The sequence below is a fragment of the Tenacibaculum pelagium genome, from assembly GCF_014062345.1.
Lineage (GTDB): Bacteria > Bacteroidota > Bacteroidia > Flavobacteriales > Flavobacteriaceae > Polaribacter > Polaribacter pelagius.
In genome coordinates, this window is sequence record NZ_JACGLS010000008.1 from 42,323 (window position 1) to 59,329 (window position 17,007).

General features: G+C 27.7%; 19 protein-coding genes and 3 pseudogenes. 19 read left to right on the forward strand and 3 right to left on the reverse strand.

Annotated features, from left to right (window positions below):
- Nucleotides 1-10: 10 nt before the first annotated feature.
- The 6 genes and pseudogenes from H3Z83_RS12540 (at nt 11) to H3Z83_RS12565 (ending at nt 3,287) form a co-directional block, all read left to right on the forward strand.
- Nucleotides 11-553 (forward strand): annotated as a pseudogene (locus H3Z83_RS12540) (DUF1572 family protein).
- A 40-nt stretch (nt 554-593) separates the two neighbouring features.
- Complete coding sequence (locus tag H3Z83_RS12545) at nt 594-1,130, forward strand: GNAT family N-acetyltransferase (protein WP_182125841.1); 537 nt, start codon at nt 594-596, stop codon at nt 1,128-1,130.
- A gap of 172 nt (nt 1,131-1,302) precedes the next feature.
- Nucleotides 1,303-1,683, forward strand: a complete 381-nt coding sequence (locus H3Z83_RS12550; RefSeq protein ID WP_182125842.1) for a hypothetical protein — start codon at nt 1,303-1,305, stop codon at nt 1,681-1,683.
- A gap of 205 nt (nt 1,684-1,888) precedes the next feature.
- A complete protein-coding gene (locus tag H3Z83_RS13030) occupies nt 1,889-2,053 on the forward strand; it encodes a lipocalin-like domain-containing protein (RefSeq protein WP_182125862.1) in 165 nt (54 codons plus the stop codon).
- Between the two features lie 6 nt (nt 2,054-2,059).
- A complete protein-coding gene (locus H3Z83_RS13035) occupies nt 2,060-2,308 on the forward strand; it encodes a lipocalin-like domain-containing protein (RefSeq protein WP_182125843.1) in 249 nt (82 codons plus the stop codon).
- Between the two features lie 67 nt (nt 2,309-2,375).
- On the forward strand, nt 2,376-3,287 hold the full coding sequence (locus tag H3Z83_RS12565; RefSeq protein WP_182125844.1) for a 2-dehydropantoate 2-reductase: 912 nt from the start codon (nt 2,376-2,378) through the stop codon (nt 3,285-3,287).
- An 84-nt stretch (nt 3,288-3,371) separates the two neighbouring features.
- Here the strand turns inward: H3Z83_RS12565 and H3Z83_RS12570 are convergent, their stop codons facing one another.
- Nucleotides 3,372-4,223 carry an alpha/beta hydrolase family protein gene (locus H3Z83_RS12570; RefSeq protein ID WP_182125845.1) on the reverse strand — a complete coding sequence of 284 codons (852 nt, stop codon included), beginning with the start codon at nt 4,221-4,223 and terminating at the stop codon, nt 3,372-3,374.
- A gap of 112 nt (nt 4,224-4,335) precedes the next feature.
- Nucleotides 4,336-5,424, reverse strand: coding sequence for a DUF2652 domain-containing protein (locus tag H3Z83_RS12575; RefSeq protein ID WP_246337579.1), 1,089 nt, complete (start codon nt 5,422-5,424; stop codon nt 4,336-4,338).
- 157 nt (nt 5,425-5,581) lie between these two features.
- Between H3Z83_RS12575 and H3Z83_RS12580 the strand changes: the two genes are divergently transcribed.
- The 12 genes and pseudogenes from H3Z83_RS12580 to H3Z83_RS12635 all read left to right on the forward strand — a co-directional run bounded on the left by H3Z83_RS12580 (nt 5,582) and on the right by H3Z83_RS12635 (nt 13,584).
- On the forward strand, nt 5,582-6,421 hold the full coding sequence (locus H3Z83_RS12580; protein WP_182125846.1) for an acyl-CoA thioester hydrolase/BAAT C-terminal domain-containing protein: 840 nt from the start codon (nt 5,582-5,584) through the stop codon (nt 6,419-6,421).
- A gap of 103 nt (nt 6,422-6,524) precedes the next feature.
- Nucleotides 6,525-7,181 carry a hypothetical protein gene (locus tag H3Z83_RS12585; RefSeq protein ID WP_182125847.1) on the forward strand — a complete coding sequence of 219 codons (657 nt, stop codon included), beginning with the start codon at nt 6,525-6,527 and terminating at the stop codon, nt 7,179-7,181.
- A gap of 10 nt (nt 7,182-7,191) precedes the next feature.
- Nucleotides 7,192-7,812, forward strand: coding sequence for a hypothetical protein (locus H3Z83_RS12590; RefSeq protein ID WP_182125848.1), 621 nt, complete (start codon nt 7,192-7,194; stop codon nt 7,810-7,812).
- A 3-nt stretch (nt 7,813-7,815) separates the two neighbouring features.
- Nucleotides 7,816-8,646, forward strand: a complete 831-nt coding sequence (locus H3Z83_RS12595; RefSeq protein ID WP_182125849.1) for a CPBP family intramembrane glutamic endopeptidase — start codon at nt 7,816-7,818, stop codon at nt 8,644-8,646.
- Nucleotides 8,647-8,657: 11 nt separating this feature from the next.
- On the forward strand, nt 8,658-9,527 hold the full coding sequence (locus tag H3Z83_RS12600) for a hypothetical protein (protein ID WP_182125850.1): 870 nt from the start codon (nt 8,658-8,660) through the stop codon (nt 9,525-9,527).
- A 13-nt stretch (nt 9,528-9,540) separates the two neighbouring features.
- Entirely contained in the window at nt 9,541-10,503 is a 963-nt protein-coding gene (locus H3Z83_RS12605; protein WP_182125851.1) for an energy transducer TonB, read from the forward strand.
- Nucleotides 10,504-10,507: 4 nt separating this feature from the next.
- On the forward strand, nt 10,508-11,050 hold the full coding sequence (locus tag H3Z83_RS12610; RefSeq protein ID WP_182125852.1) for a DUF1572 family protein: 543 nt from the start codon (nt 10,508-10,510) through the stop codon (nt 11,048-11,050).
- 93 nt (nt 11,051-11,143) lie between these two features.
- Nucleotides 11,144-11,473 carry a hypothetical protein gene (locus tag H3Z83_RS12615; RefSeq protein WP_182125853.1) on the forward strand — a complete coding sequence of 110 codons (330 nt, stop codon included), beginning with the start codon at nt 11,144-11,146 and terminating at the stop codon, nt 11,471-11,473.
- A 194-nt stretch (nt 11,474-11,667) separates the two neighbouring features.
- On the forward strand, nt 11,668-12,231 hold the full coding sequence (locus tag H3Z83_RS12620) for a Crp/Fnr family transcriptional regulator (RefSeq protein ID WP_182125854.1): 564 nt from the start codon (nt 11,668-11,670) through the stop codon (nt 12,229-12,231).
- 71 nt (nt 12,232-12,302) lie between these two features.
- The gene (locus tag H3Z83_RS12625) at nt 12,303-12,485 is read left to right on the forward strand and encodes a hypothetical protein (RefSeq protein ID WP_182125855.1); all 183 of its coding nucleotides are present in this window, start codon (nt 12,303-12,305) and stop codon (nt 12,483-12,485) included.
- 39 nt (nt 12,486-12,524) lie between these two features.
- Nucleotides 12,525-13,172 (forward strand): annotated as a pseudogene (locus H3Z83_RS12630) (acyl-CoA thioester hydrolase/BAAT C-terminal domain-containing protein); the annotation flags it as partial.
- Nucleotides 13,173-13,203: 31 nt separating this feature from the next.
- Nucleotides 13,204-13,584 carry a winged helix-turn-helix transcriptional regulator gene (locus H3Z83_RS12635; RefSeq protein WP_182125857.1) on the forward strand — a complete coding sequence of 127 codons (381 nt, stop codon included), beginning with the start codon at nt 13,204-13,206 and terminating at the stop codon, nt 13,582-13,584.
- Nucleotides 13,585-13,705: 121 nt separating this feature from the next.
- Here the strand turns inward: H3Z83_RS12635 and mnmE are convergent, their stop codons facing one another.
- Nucleotides 13,706-15,100: a tRNA uridine-5-carboxymethylaminomethyl(34) synthesis GTPase MnmE gene (gene mnmE / locus H3Z83_RS12640; protein WP_182125858.1), complete on the reverse strand. Its 1,395-nt coding sequence runs from the start codon at nt 15,098-15,100 to the stop codon at nt 13,706-13,708.
- A gap of 357 nt (nt 15,101-15,457) precedes the next feature.
- Between mnmE and H3Z83_RS12645 the strand changes: the two are divergent.
- Nucleotides 15,458-17,007, forward strand: a pseudogene (locus tag H3Z83_RS12645) (PKD domain-containing protein); the annotation flags it as partial.

Consider the following 17,007-nt stretch of genomic DNA (forward strand, 5'->3'; position numbering starts at 1 on the left):
TGCAATAAATATGTTAGATGATTTTTTGAAAAATATAAAGAAACAGTTTAAATCTTATAAAGAAGTTGCAGATAAAACAATATCTCAATTATCGGAGAAAGATTTGTATTGGAAATTTAATAATGAGAGCAATAATATAGCTTGCATAATTGTACACTTATCTGAAAACATGTTGTCAAGATAGACTGATTTTTTTGAAAGCGATGGAGAAAAAGAGTAGAGGAATAGAGATAATGAATTTAAAATCCAAGATTTGAGTAATGAAGAGTTAATACAAAAATGGGGAAAAGTTTGGGATTGTCTTTTTAAAGCACTAGATGCTATTAATGATGATAATTTTAATAAGCCTATCTTAATAAGAAATAAAGAAGTAAAAATAATAGAGAGTATAACACGCCAAATTGCACATTATCCATATCACATAGAACAAATTGTCTTTATTGTAAAAATGATTTTAAATGAAAAATGGAACTCTTTACCGATTCCAAAAGGGAAATCGGAAGAATATATACAAAGAGAATTTGAGAAGAACTTAAAAATAACTAGCAAGTAAATAACAGGTAATTAAGTTAAACTATTAAATAAGAAAAAAAATGATAGAATTAAGACCTCTCTCAAAAAAAAACGTTACACCTTTTTATAAATGGGTAAATGACGATGAAGTAATAAAATACTCATTACCATTATTTCTAAAAATAAGCAAGAAGATTGAAATTGACAAGTGGTATGAAGAATTGATTGAAAATAAAGAAAATATAGACTATGGTATATTTTTAAAAACAAACAGAGAGTTAATAGGATATTCAGGATTATGTAATATTTCAAAAACTAACAAATCTGCTGAATACTATATTTTTATTGGAAATAAAGAAATGTGGGGGAAAGGAATTGGGAAAAAAGTTACAGAAGAAGTATTGAACATTGGATTTACCAAACATGACTTAAACCGGATTTTTTTAACGGTTTCTGAACCTAATATTGGAGGAATTAAAGCGTATACAAAAACTGGATTTAAATTGGAAGGGAAATTGCGACAAGCTTGTTTAAGAGATAATAAATTTCACGATAAAATAGTTATGTCTATGTTAAAAGCTGAATGGGAAGATAAAACTAATGATAAAAATGTATAAGGTTATAGTGCAAAAAAAGCCCCTTATTTGAAAGTTTACCTCAATCAATTACTTTAGTATACCAATAAAAATTAAATAATATATAAAAGAATATTTACCTTATGAAAAAAATAGAAAAAATAAGACATTTTATAAATGTTTTTTTACAGTTTTAATTTTAGTGTTCATTGTTTTGTCTTGTAATAAAGAAGATAGTAATATAATAACTTGTGATAAAGAGCCTATAATAAACAATCAATTATTAATTAATAGTACAAATGATAATTTAGTTATTAATAAAATTGAGCTTGTAAATGATTGTTTAAAAATAAACTTTTCATCTGCTGGTTGTAATGATGATTCTATGGAAGTAGAATTAATTTCAAGTAGTATTATGGAGTCAAAACCACCACAAAGAAGACTAAGATTATTTTTAAACAATAATGAAAATTGTGAAGCATTAATTACTAAAGAAATTTCATTTAATATTAGTAATTTAAAAAGTACAAATAATGAACAAGAAGTTATACTAAATATAGATGGTTACAGCAATAACCCAGTTTTGTATAATTAATTTTTAAAATTTATTTCCTGAAGAGAGTAGTATTGTATTACTATTAATTTATATGATTTACATTTTTATCATGTTATGTACAGAAAACAAGAAAATAAACAAATGATGATATAATAGACCTTTTCTTAAAAGCTTTAAAAATGGGAAGGAAAAATTAAAATCATGGATTCAGATAAATGTAATGAAAAAAATCGAAGACTAATTAATAGGTGCTTGGAAACTAAATACTTTTAATGTAAGAAATCATTCACTTGATAAATCTATTTTCCCATATGGAGAACAACCTATAGGAATACTATTATTTAGTAAAGAAAAGTTAATGCCTGTTTCTATAATGGCAGATAATCAAGCCCCTTTTTCAATAGAATAACTACAAATGTCTTCTCCAGGTGAAAAAATAAAAGCAATAGAAACCTATCTTTCTTATTCAGGATATTGGAGATTAGTAGACGACAAAATTTATGTAAAAGTCATAACTTCACTTCTTCCTAACTGGAAAGATAAAGAGCATTTTAGAATTTTTAAAATAGTAGATAACAAATTAGTGCTTAAAACACCTATAATTAAACAAGGAGATTTTGAAATTTCGGTTGAATTGGACTGGGAAAAATATAAAAACAGTTAGTGTCCAAAATTATTCGTTCTAAATAATGATGAGTTTATAGGATTTTGGAAGCTGTACAACACTTATTATGTATTTTAAGAACATGAAACCAAAAAGTAAAATAGGAATATTGGGCGTAGGTGCAATTGGCACCGTAATTTCCTATGAACTACAAAAAAGTGATTCGCATGTTTTGTTTTACTATAATAGAACTAAAAAGGATTGCCTAAAATTAATTTCAGAGAATAGTGAATGTGAAATTCCTATAAATATAGAAACATCAATTACTGGTAGTCCAAAATTAGATTGGCTAATAATATGTCTTAAAGAGCACCAATATTCTAAAGCTAAGTATTGGTTTAAAAAGCTAATAAGCCCAAAAACACAAATAGCAGTTATAAGAAATGGTATTAATCTAAAAGCTCCTTTATTAGATTTTGCAGCAGAAAAAAATATTTTAGAATGCATGATAGATTGCCCTATTCAACTTCAAAATGAAGGCTCTTATAAAGTAATTCGCAAACCTATACTTACAGTTAATAAGAGCCCTATAGCAAACAATTTTAAATTGCTTTTTGATGCACAAAGTATTGAGGTCAATCAAACAAAAGATTTTAAAACTGCAAACTGGAGAAAGTTATGCGAAAGTGCTACGCTTGGTGCCATTCTCTGTTTAAGCGGAGAAACTTGTTGGGTTTTTCAAGATAAAAAAATGAGAGATCTATATAGAAATATAATCACAGAAGCAGTGTTAGTAGCACAAGCAGATGGCGCTAAAATAGAAAGTAGTTTTATAAATGAGATGCTAATAAAATTAATGACATACCCAGATACAAAAAGCAGCTCAATGTTGATAGATCGACTAAATGGTAACCCAATTGAGCTTGGAGCGAAAAATGGAGTTATTTCAGACTTAGGAAAACATTATAATGTTAACACTCCAATGAATGATTTAATTGTTAGTTTATTATCAAAAACAAATAGAGAAGATAAGGCGTAATAAAATCTAACTCGATTATTATAGCATGAAACAAATACTTTTTGTAAACAGCTTAAATGAAGAAGTAAAAGAGAATATTCAACTTTAGTTCATTTCTAATACAAGTTTATTCCAAAGAGTATTTTTGAACTTACGCGAAAAATAACCAAAATGCCCAATTTTTTCCATATCAAAGTCACTAGGTGAAATTTTATCAATAGATATTTTAGCATTTTTATAATACTTCAATAATTTATTGGTTGTTACATGATTTGCAATTGGATCGTCTGTTATTTGTATTGATTTTAATGGTACTTTAATTTGATCAAAATATAATGGATCTAATGTTTTTCCGAATTCATTCTCAAAATATTTAGGGTTAATACACCATTTTCTCCATTCTAGAGCTACTCCTTTTGGCAAGTTTTCTCCTAGATTTATTTTTTTAGTTCGTGCATATCCTAAAAAGAAAGTACTAACAGGAATAAATAAAAACCAAATTGGTGGCAACATCCATTTATATGGTTTGCTCATATCTTGCCAATATCCTGTAGAGGATGCTATTAAAAAAAGATGGTCAATTTTATCATTATTCTCCATTAAACCGATCATTTGACCTCCCATACTGTGACCTATAATTATTTTCTTATCATTAGGGTAATTGTCGAGTATCCAATTAAAAACACCAGTCATGTCTTTTTGCCCCCAATCTCGAATTGTTGCATCAAATCCTTTTAGTTTTTTTGGTTTTGAATCCCCAATTCCTCTGTAATCAAAGGTCAACGTTGTATATCCTTTTTTTGTAAGGTAAATAGCAAAATTAGAATATAATTTTTGAGGGATTCCTGTTCCGCAATGAATCTGTATAATTCCTTTTCTATTTGTTTTTGGTTCTCTTAAGATAGCTGAAAGATTATAACCATCTTTAGCTGGAATATTTAGGTGTTGTTCTTTCATGTTTTCTTTTTAGACGAGGTTAATATTTTTTAATTAAAAAAAATTGTGTCAAATAATAATTAGAGTTGTGCAAATAGTAAAAAAGTATTAAAAATAATCTTTGGAATTTTGATTAATGATATTTAGTTGTTACAAAATTAAATAGATTAATTATAGCATGTGTTGTGTTCTTTTTTAAAACTTTTTTTAGAAATAAGAAAGTCAATAATTTTTTAATAGGTGATTTAGCTTCAAAATAAACTTCTGTTTCTAATTTACAAGAACTAGAAGTAAGTGGAGAAATAATATGAAATTGGTATAAAGCATCAACCGGTGGAGGACTAGTAGTCATCTCTCCATATACTAATTGACCTGGCTTCCCTTTTTTTGTTACCGTAATAAAATTAAGGTGTTTATCTTTTATAACACAAATATGTTCGGTTCCAATCCTATTTACTTCATTTATATTAAACTCAAAATCATCTACATCAGCAATCCAATATTTTCTGTACTTAAAATTTGTGATAAACTCTAATAGTTCATTTGCGGCAACGGGAAATTCTTTTTCAATTATAAAAGCTGATGTTTTTTTAAATTCAATCTTTTTTGCTTGTTGATAAGGCTTCAACTTTAATTCCTTTTTATCAATAATTGAATATAAATAAGATAACTCTTTGCCATCATAGGTATTACTACCGCTCTTAAAATGATATAGCTTCGTTTTATAGGTATTTGATAAATGAATGATATCACTTAATTCTGAACTAAATAAAACATAGTTGTCACTATTTACAGAGTTTTTCATTAACCTATGAACTTCAATTACTTCTTTTCCAAAAGGTTTTCTACTATTTTGCACATTAATAAACTGTATATCTCCACAATGGGCAATTATTTTTAATTGTAAATTATGTGCTGTAGAACACGCATTACAAGGACAAACTCTATTGTTTTCTAAAAGTTTTAAATGACTATAAAAAGCCGTAAACATTTGCTCTACTTGAGCTAATAATTTTTCTAACGAAGGAATTTCTTTTTCCTTATAAAAAAATAACGCATCACCTTCAATTTCTGCTAAATGTAAACCTTCAGTGTTAGCATTAATTAAAACTTCAAGTAATTCTGCAATTACATGTTGACTATGTTCCGCCTCAGTAGTTTGAATAAATTTAGTGAAACCAGATATATCTGGTAAAAATAGTAATGATAAATTCATATTCATTTTGTCGATTTAAAGCCAAAAACTAATCTGAGATAATTAAGTTTAATTATATTTTTAAAGTTATTACTTTTTTATTTATTAATAATTGATTTGTGTCAAGTACTTTTTCTTAATTTATTACTCATCTTTACCGAAAAATATAAACATTAAAAAAAATATGAGAACATTTTTTATTACATTCATTTTTATTTTATCATTTAAGATAACAGCACAAGAAGTTTTAAAAACGAAAAATACTGAAGCAATTTTATATGTTGGTAGTAGTAATAATAACAGTAAACCATTGATAGTTGGTCTTGGAGGGTCAGAAGGAGGCAATGCATGGGCTAGTAATTATTGGGAAAAGACTAGAAATAAATTTTTAGAAAAAGGGTATGCGTTTTTAGCAATTGGTTATTTTGGTTCAAAGAACACTCCTAAACTACTTGAAAAAATAGAAATTGAAGATATTTATAATTCAATTATAGAAGCTACTAAAAATAAAAATATAGATAGAAAAAGAGTAGCTATTATTGGAGGTTCAAGAGGAGCTGATTTAGCTTTATTAGTTGGGAGCTATTTTAAAGATATTAATTGTATTATTGGATTAGTTCCTAGTCATGCCGTTTTCCCTGGAAATACTAATCATTTTAGTACTTCTTCTTGGACATTTAAAAATAAAGAACTTCCATTTATACCAGTAAACAATGCTGCTATTCCTTTTTTAAAGAAAAGAGATTTGAGAGGAACTTTTTCAGCTATGCTAAAAGATACAGTTGCAGAAAAAAAAGCTTTGATAAATGTTGAGAAAATAAAAGGAAGTATATTACTTATTTCAGCAACAGAAGATGAAGTAGCACCAACAACAACGATGGCTAATAAAATTATAAAGAGATTAAAAGAAAATAACTTTAAGTATTATTATAATCATGTTCCAATAAAAGGAAGTCATTCAGAACCATTAAAGCATTTTGATTTAGTATTTGATTTTTTAGATAAAAACTTTCCAGCGAAATAGGTTATTATTTTGATAGAGCAAAAATTACCCCTTATTTTTTTATTTCATATAAAAATATATACTTGCATTCTTATATGAATTTTTATAAAGTTAAAAAAAATTAATGCAAAAACAAATTCCCTTTTTAATAATATTGATGCTAACTACATGTTTATTAGCTCAACAAAAAAATACAAATAAAATTTTAAAAAATCAATTAAGAATCGGACTAGATTTAGGTGTTGGTGTAGGTTTTAATAGTATCGATCTATTTGTAGATGAAAATAACAAACCCTCATCAATAAGTGCAGGAGGAGGCTTGAAAATAGGAATTAACCTAAGATATATTTTTAATAACAAATATGAAATTGGTACAGGATTTTCTTATAATTCAAGTACACTTAGGCCAGAACTTTCAAACGTATCTACATCTTTTAATAGAATTTCTATCCAGCCGACTTTTAAATATTTAATAGGACTTGATTCTAAAGGGAATGAAACTTTAAACTTAGGTATTGGCTATGGTTTTTATACAGGCGGAAGGTTAAAAGTTGATGCTGAAGAACTAGGGTTTAAAGAAATATTAAATTATAGAAAAGCTTCGGGAATTGTATTTTTAACAGAATATGAGTTAGTTGGGACAAAAAAGCTTGGTGCCCTTATTGGAATAAAGTATTACAATGCAACTTACGATAATAAACAACCTGTAAATGATACAGATTTCGACAAATTAAAAGGTGACGGTATCGATTTATATTTTGGGTTGACCTATAAAATATAAAACAATATTGATGAAAAAAAATATTTCACTACTATTATTAAGTATCTTTTTTTTTACAAAATTATATGGGCAAAATGCTTACAAAAAAGAACAATCCTATTATGGTATAGATGTAGAAGCTAAATATTTTGCACCTGTAAAAATCTATTTAGCAAACGATAGTATTATTAATGGATATGGTTCTTTACATGGTACTAATATGACAAGTATAAAATTCACTAAAGACCCTGGAAGTAATAAATATGCTAATACTTGGGCTATTTACCCTACGGAAGAAATCTTTAAAGTTGAATTGGGCTCATCAGATAAAAAAGTAGTTCTTCATACATTGCAAATGCCTAAAATTCACGGTTTTGTTGCATTAGAATATAAGAACAATTCAGTTTCTTTATATTCACATTTAGCGGTGTATGGAAAAATTTATGTAATTAAAAAGCATAATGAAGCTGAATCTCATTTTCTTTGGTTGCATCCTAAAAAAAAGAAAAAAAGTATACGTAAAAAGTATGCTAAAATCTTTTCTGACTGTAATGATTTAAAAGAAAAAATGATTAATGGTGAGTATAAAAATACTTACGAAGATTTGATAATGTTATTAGATTATTATGATAATTGTAGCAAAACGAATTAGAAATTGAAACAAAAAAATAAAATAACCTTCAGAATTTTTGGAGTTATTACACTTGAAGCCTTAATAGGGCTTTTAGTATTTTATACTTTTTTAATTTTAATTACATTCTGTAACGAAAATAATTTAACATTATATAAAAATATTTTATGGATTTTGTTTCCATTGTTTATATACTATTTAGTAGTATACTCCAATAAAAAAATCAATAAACTAGAAGTAAGTGATTTTGGATTTAGAACTAAAAAAAATATCTTTAATATTGGATTAGGAATTACATTGGGGTTTTTAGTTATGTGTTCTATTCTACTTTCCTTTAAGTTTTTTACTGAAGGTAATTTTAGATTTATACTAATCGAAAAAAGTTTAATTTATTCTATCATTGGGGTATTACTTACTAGTTTCGCTATTGCATGTTGGGAAGAATTCTTTTTTAGAGGACTTCTATTTATAACATTACTTAAAAATAAAGTGAATTTTCACATATCTGCTATTATTTCATCGCTAATATTTTCATTTTCACACTATTATGATATTACTCATAGCGTTTGGTTTATAGGACTATTTTTCATGGGATATTTGTTATGCTATTTATATAGATATACAGGCTCTATATGGTCTGTTGTAGGGTTTCATTTTATTTGGGACTTCCTTGTTTTTGTAATAGGAGACCAAACTGTAGATGCTGTTTTAATAGATATTCCTTTTATAGCAGGTTATGAGCAGCAACTATACATAATTATGACAATAATACTTGGCGTTACACTCATAGTTTTTGAGCTTTCTATTAGAAAAACAAATCGACTTATATCACAATTAAATCAAACTTATTATTAAATATACTAATTATGAAAAAACAAATTTCAATAACCTGTATCATTTTATTAGTCTTTACGTCATGTAACTTTTCTCAAGGTACATACAAAGATTTAAAAACTGGGTTATCTTATTCTTACAACGGGTTATCTATAGAGGGAGTTAAAATTTTAAAAGACAATACAATTCCTCTTCAAAACAATAATATAGAAAAGTTCTCTCATATTTATTTTAATCTTTTCGGATTAGATTTTTTAACTAAAAAAGAAGGGAAAGTAAGTGTTGGTGCAGAAATGATCATCAAAGACAAAGAGAATAATATAATTATGGACGAACCAGATTTGTTTACTAATAATGGTTCTTTTGAGTTCTTAGAAACCGTTGAGTTAAACATTTATACAGGCACTAATTTTAAAGAAAATAAAGAGTATATACTTACTTCTAAAGTATGGGATAAAAATAATAAGGATAACTCAATCATTATTACATTTCCGTTTATGGTAATTGCAAATAAAGCTATAAAAATGCCATCAAAAGATGAAGTCGAAAAACTTTTTAAAACGTCATTAGCAGTTTTTGGTCAATCTGTTAATGAAAAGAATATGAAGAGGTTTAGAGACTGCACTTCTAAAGTATGGCAGTCGCAACATACATTAGAGAATTTTAACTCAAATTATAACGGAATTATAAATGCTAATGTAGATTTGATAACACTTGTAAATGCCCCATTAACCTTAATCGAACACAAATCTAAAATAACAAAAGAAGGTTTTTTATTGTTAAATGGGTACTATCCAATAAATGGACAAGGGGGAATCAACAAAATTATTTTTGAGCAAAAGTACATTATAGAAAATGGGGAGTGGAAACTATTGGGGTTTAATCTTATGACATCGAATTAAGTATTTAATAAAAATGAAGAAAAATATATTTTTTTTAATGCTAACAGTTGTTAAATTAACAATGTTAGCTCAGGTACAAGATTCTATTAAGAAAATTCAAGAAAAAAATACTTTACAATTAATAGGTAAGGAAATAGAATCTATTTTTCCTGGAGGTGAAAAAGAATTAAAGGCTTTTTTAAGTGAGAATTTTCTGTATCCAGAAAAAGCAAAAAAAGCAAGAATAGAAGGAGATGTTGAAGTAAGTTTTTCAATCGATAAATTCGGTAATGTTAATGATATTATAGTGCTTAAAGGAGTACATAAAACTATTGATAGCGCATCAGTCGAATTAGTGAAAAAAATCCCTAAATGGAAATCAAATACCTTACATAAACTTACACCTAAGTTTGAAGATTATAAATTATCTATTAATTATAAAATTTCAGATAAAAAGAAGATTGTTTTTGTTAATAAGATTCCTAAAAAACAAACTAAAAAAAAGATAATGTCATTATTTATTTCAAGCTGTAAATATGGTTCATATCAAATTGGAGATAAACAATTGATTGATACTAGGATGAATATATTTGAAAGACATTTTTCTGAAAAAATAAATTATAGCCTTGAAAGTAACACGATAATTGTAAAGAACTTTACAATACATCTAAACTCAGCAAGAAGTTTAATAGAATCAATTAAAAGGACTTTAGAAGTTAGTGAAAAAAAGAAGAAACTTATTGTAGGTTGTTCTGGAGATGATCTCTATGGAGGATATTTATTAAAAGAAATACCAAAGGAAAGTAAGGGTGACCCTCTAATAGTTGTAATAGATATTCAGATTGATGGTAAAGAATACCATTCTAGAACACTTACTATTAATACAGAGGAAATAAGAGCTCATAAGAAGTTTCCAGAGTTTACTCATTTAGTTAATAAAGCAATCGAAAAAAACTGTACTAAATTGGTAGAATTAATTAAAAATAATTACAAATAGTAATATGATAGAAGAATATTTAAGAAATATAAAAAAACAATTTAGATCGTATAAAGAAGTAGCAGATAAAACAATATCTCAGTTATCAGAACAAGATTTGTATTTCAAGTTTAATAAAGAGAGCAATGATATTGCATGTTTAATGATTCATTTGTCTGAAAATATGCTATCGAGATGGACTGATTTTTTTGAAAGTGACGGAGAAAAGAAATGGAGAAATAGAGATGATGAATTTGAAAAGCAAAATTTGAGTTATACAGAATTAATTAAAAGATGGGAGAATGGATGGAATTGTCTTTTTAAAGCATTAGATACTTTAAATCAAGATAATTTTGAAAAACCAATTTTGATACGGAATAAGGAAGTGAAATTAATAGAGAGTCTTACACGACAAATTGCACATTATCCGTACCATATAGGACAAATTACTTTTATTGGAAAAATGATTTTAAATGATAAATGGCACTCTTTGTCTATTCCAAAAGGAAGATCAAATGAATATATCCAAAGAGAGTTTGTTAAAAATTCAAAATTGATTAATAGTTAGTTATATTGCTATTGTACAAATGAGATTAAAAACTAAAAGACATCTTTTTTGAGTATTAATTTACAAAAAAGTTTCTAAAATTATTGTAGAGGTATGACTGTTCACTTCGATCAAATATCAAAAATATCATGTTATAATAATTTTTTTTCACTAAAAATAGATAGTCATTGTAAGAATGTGTATTTAAGAGATATTATTAAAATTGAAGCATATGGTATTCCTTTTATATATCTAGAAGAAGATATATTAACGCTATTAATAGAATTAGAAAATAAATCGCGTTATGAAATTATTGAAAGTACTAAAGGATGGGAAACCCTAATAAAAAGATTGAAAAAATCCTTTCCAGAATTTAAAGAACAATTCAATTTCCCTAATGATAAAATAAAGAAAACAGTATTATATAGGAAAACAGAAATGTAATAGAAATAAAGTAGTGGCTTTTGTTTCTACAACTCTTTTTTACCAAAATATTAGTATCATTTAAATTAAACTTTATTATAAGTTTAATACTCTTATAGCTACAGTACAATAGAATATTCTTATGTTTTTATTGTTCTTTTCTCTGAATAAAACTATATTTCCCATTTACAGTAAGAATTATTTAATAGTTGAAAATGACAAAATTATTTGAAAACATATCCAAATATACCTCTCTTACAAAAGCGTTAAGTTTAGAGCTAACTAATAGAACAAAAATAAAAACCTTTAAGAAAGGAACTATTATTCACGATGCTAATGAAATTTGTCAACATAGCTATTTTATAGAAAAAGGGATACTTCGGCTATATTTTGTAAAAGATGAAAAGGAGATTAGCGAATTTTTTTGTAGTTCTGGTGAGTGGATTAATTCCCCAAGAAGTTTCATGCAGCAAAAAATAGATCACTATTACATAGATATTATTGAAGACTGTGAAGTTGTCATATTGGCTGTGGAAGATTTAGTTTATTTGTTCGAAAATTTTCCTGCGATGGAGAAATATGCTCGCATGGATATGGGGAATTCTTTTGGTCTTTTAATGGAGCGTATTACTTCTATGAGATTTACATCTGCAAAAGAAAAATATGATCACTTTTGTAAAACATACACGACTACCTACCACAGAATACCCTTAAAAATGATTGCCTCTTATTTAGGTATTACTCCTGAAACATTAAGCAGAATAAGAAAGCAAGCTTAATTAATTGATATAGGTCAATTTTTATTTTCAGAGACTCTCTTTACATTGCAATATAATTTAAAAAGAGACTTATGTTAAAAAAAATAGTTAAGATTATTACCTCAGTTATAGTTGTTTTAATCATAGGATTATTTTTATTTTTAGAATTTCACAGACCTTCTTTGTCAGAGTATCATGGAAAAATACAATCCAAATTATATTTAGGAGAGTCAGAAAATCAACCTCTAATTGTAGGTTTTGGAGGAGGAGAATGAGGCAATGCTTGGGCTAGTGATTATTGGAAAAGCACACGAGATAAATTTATTAACGAAGGTTATGCCTTTTTAGCAGTGGGCTATTTTGGGATGGAAAATACACCTAAGTATCTAGATAGAATATCATTAAATGCAATACATGATTCTATTATTAATATTGCTAATAACAATCCAAAAATAAATAACACAAAAATAGCAGTCATAGGAGGGTCTAAAGGTGGTGAATTAGTCTTAAACCTTGCAAGTCATTATAATGATATAGATGCTGTAATAGCTATTGTACCTAGTCATGCTAATTTTCCATCAACCACAGTAAATGCTTCAACATCTTCTTGGAGCCTTAAAGACAAAGAACTTCCTTTTATTCCAATGCCTTGGAAAGCTGTCCCTTCTGTTTTAAAAAGAGAAATGAGTAATGCTTATAAGATTATGCTTGAAAATAAAGTAGCAGAAGATAAGGCAAGTATTGCTGTAGAAAAAATTAATGGTAATTTATTACTAATATCAGCTACTCAAGACGAATTATGGCCATCTACATTAATGTCTAATAAAATTATAAATAGGCTGAAAGTTAATAATTTTAATAATTATTATGAGCATATTCCAATTGAAGGTGGACATACAGAACCATTAAAGCACTTTGATAAAGTTTTTCAATTTTTAGAAGAACATTTTAAAACTAACTAAAGGATTTTAGAATGTCAAAACCTCTGTACTATTGGATATTCATACCCTATATAGCTCATGTATCATTGCTATTCAATTTAAGCAGAATGAAATGTTAGAAGGTCAAGAAGTTAAATTTGAAAATAATCAAGCTATTGAGAAAGCGCTTAATATAATTTCTGGTAAATGGAAAGCTGCAATATTGAAGGAACTTTTCAAAACAAAATTAAGATTAAAAGATATTCAAAAAGGTTTACCAACAGCTTCAAAAAGAACTTTAACACAGCAGTTAAAAGAAATGATTGATGCTCAGGTTATTAAGAAAAAGGATTTTAATGAGTACCCTAAAAAAACCGAATACACAATTGCTCCTTTAGGTAAAAAACTTTTTTCAGTATTAAATGAACTAGAAAAGTTTGGAAAGAATTTATAATTTTAAAATATAAATGTTATTTATCTACTATAACCTAATCAGATTACCTGGTTAGGTTTTTTCTATTTTTTTTATTAAAATTAAATAAAATATAATCAAAGAAAACAAAAGGGAAAGAAATCTATTTGCCGATACAAAAATTACCAAAAATATGCCCCAAAATATCTTTATCAACATCATACTCACCAGTAATATTTCCTAAATGACGCAGACATTCTCTGATATCAATAGAAAATAAGTCGGTAGAAATTTCTAAATCAATTCCTTGTTGTACAGAAGTTATAGCCATTAAAGCATTGTTTAAGGCTTCAAAATGACGAGAATTGGTAACAATTGTTTCATTATTACTTAAAGCTCCGGTATTTACTAGAGATGTTAATTCTTGCTTTAATTCGTCAATTCCTGTTTTTTGTTTAGCAGAAAGTAGAATAAGGTTTTCTATTTCTGACTGTAAAATAGAAGAATCATGACAAGAAAGAGTATCAATCTTATTAGCTATTACTAATAAACGTTTATTTGGAAAACGATTTTTTATAATTTTAATTTCTTCTAAGAAATCCTCTTTAGAATGTAAATATTTATTAGAATCAATTAAAAAGATGATTAATTGCGCATTTTCTGCTTTTTCGTATGCCTTTTTAATTCCAATATTTTCAACGATATCTTCTGTTTCTCTTATTCCAGCAGTATCTATAAAACGAAATGCAACACCATCTATAATTAATTCATCTTCAATAGCATCACGAGTGGTACCTGCAATATCAGATACAATTGCTTTTTCTTCATTTAATAGAGCGTTTAATAATGTAGATTTACCAACATTAGGCTCACCTATAATAGCAACTGGAATTCCATTTTTCATTGCGTTTCCAAAAGCAAAAGAATCAATTAAACGCTTTAAAACTAATGTGATTTTAGAAACTAATTTTTTAAATTTTGTTCTGTCAGCAAACTCAACATCTTCACCTGAAAAATCTAATTCCAATTCTATTAAAGCAGCAAAATCTAATAATTGTGCTCGTAGTTCTTTTAATTCATTAGTAATACCGCCACGCATTTGCTGAATAGCAACTTGATGAGAAGCCGCCGAATTTGATGCTATTACATCTGCAACCGCTTCAGCTTGAGCTAAATCCATCTTTCCGTTTAAAAATGCTCGCATGGTAAACTCACCATTATCAGCCATTCTACAACCATTTTGTAAGAATAATTGAATAATTTCTTGTTGAATAAAACTAGAGCCGTGACAAGAAATTTCAACTACATTTTCACCAGTATAAGAGCGAGGATTCTTAAAAACAGATACTAAAACTTCATCTAAAACAATTTCATTATGTACAATATGTCCTAAATGAATAGTATGTGTTTTTTGACTTTTTAGAGATTTTTTATTAGTTACAGACTTAAAGAAAGTATCAACAAGAGTAATAGAATTTTCACCAGAAAGTCTAATCACAGAAATAGCCCCAACCCCTGCAGGTGTAGCCAAAGCAATAATAGTATCGTTTTGTATCATGTAGCAAAATTACCTATTAAGAAACACTTTTTATAAAATATTTTCGAGATATTTTTTTAACTGTAACTTCTTAGGGGAAATTCCCCTTTTTTAGATTTACATTTTTTAAAACTAAAAATATATGTTACATTTGGTATAACCGTTTATTAAAACCTATAAAAACGTTAACCTCTCAAAATTAACACTACTCCCAATTGTTGTTAATTTTATTTCCCACTAAATTTTAATGGATTTCTTGTGTGCATAAGTGCGACTTAAAAAGTCATACTATGAATATTTATACCCTTATTGTTACCCCAAACCCCTTATGAAAGTTTTGGTTTTTCCAAAGCATAAATAATTTTAAAGTATTAAGGTATGGGATTAAAAATTACTCATTTAAAAAGAATTTTATTTACATTTTTATTATTTAATTCCTTTATTGGTTTTGGACAAATAGTAAATTTTGATGGAAATAATTGCGTTCCACCTTCGGGAGATGAATGGGGAACCCCAGATGTTGTTGATGGTGATGATACTCCAACTGGAACTGCAGATATATTAAATTTTTGGTTTGATCAAGATAACGAATATGTTTACATGGCTTTTGATAGAGAAGCAACAGGAAACTCTTCTTTTTCGTTTTTTATTAATACTGATTGTAATTCTTCTACTGGAGACACTTCTAAAGGAGGTTCAGATGTTGCTGCATTTTTCTCAATTAGCCCTGGTAGTAATCCTGTTATAACAGATAATACGCTTTATACATGGGATGGAAGCATGTTTGTGGATACTGGAGTTAGTTTTGAGGCAAAATTAGGAGAAGAAAGTTGTAATGGTAGCTTAGGGTTGTTTTTTGAAATTAGAATTAAAATTACAGATATTTTTGATGTTTGTAATCCAACAAGTACTTGTAATAATCTAACAATTGAAGTAGGAGCTTCTTTAGCAGGAGGATCACCAAATTCATCACTAAAAGATGAATTTGAAGTGCCTTCTTTAATAGGAATTAATTCAGTTCCTACAGCAAAGTTTACTCAAGGGCACGTTTGTACTGGCGCTACAGTAACTCTTGATGGATCAAATTCTACTTTCTATGCAGATCCACCTTATACACTTATGACGGCTCCAGATTTTAATGACGCTATTGTTCTATATGAATGGGATTTTGAATATACAGGAATTTTTTCTACAGATGCAACTGGAGTAACTAGTAACTATACCTATACAACACCAGGTTTTGTAACTACAGCATTGCGAGTTACTGATAAATATGGGTGTACTGACATAACAACTCAAGAAGTTTGTGTTTTTAGTGCACCACAGCCAAAATTTACATACTCTGCTGATGCATCGTGTGGTTATTCATTTGCTTTTGACGCGAGTATATCTATTGATCCTACAGGAGGTAATGACTTGACTTATGAATGGGATTTTAGTTATGATGGAAATACATTTAATATTGATGCTATAGGAGTTAATGTGCAGAATGATTTTGATACATGTGAAAGTTATGACGTAGCATTAAGAGTTAAGGATCCATCAACACCAACTCCATGTGATGTTGTTATAGCATTTCAAACGATTACGGTAGAGGACACCACACCACCAACAGGAACAGCACCAGGAGATATTTTAGATTTACAATGTATTTCAGAGGTGCCAGCAGGAGATATAGAATTAATTACAGATAAGGCAGATAATTGTGGTGGATTAGTAACCGTAAGTTTTGAAGACACAAACAATGGTGGAAGTGGATGTAAAGGCTCACCATATATTGTCACAAGAACTTATACTTTAACAGATGAGTGTGGAAGTATAACTGATTTGGTACAAACAATCAGAGTAGAAGATACCACGGCACCAACAGGAACAGCACCAGGAGATATTTTAGATTTACAATGTATCTCAGAGGTACCAGCAGGAGA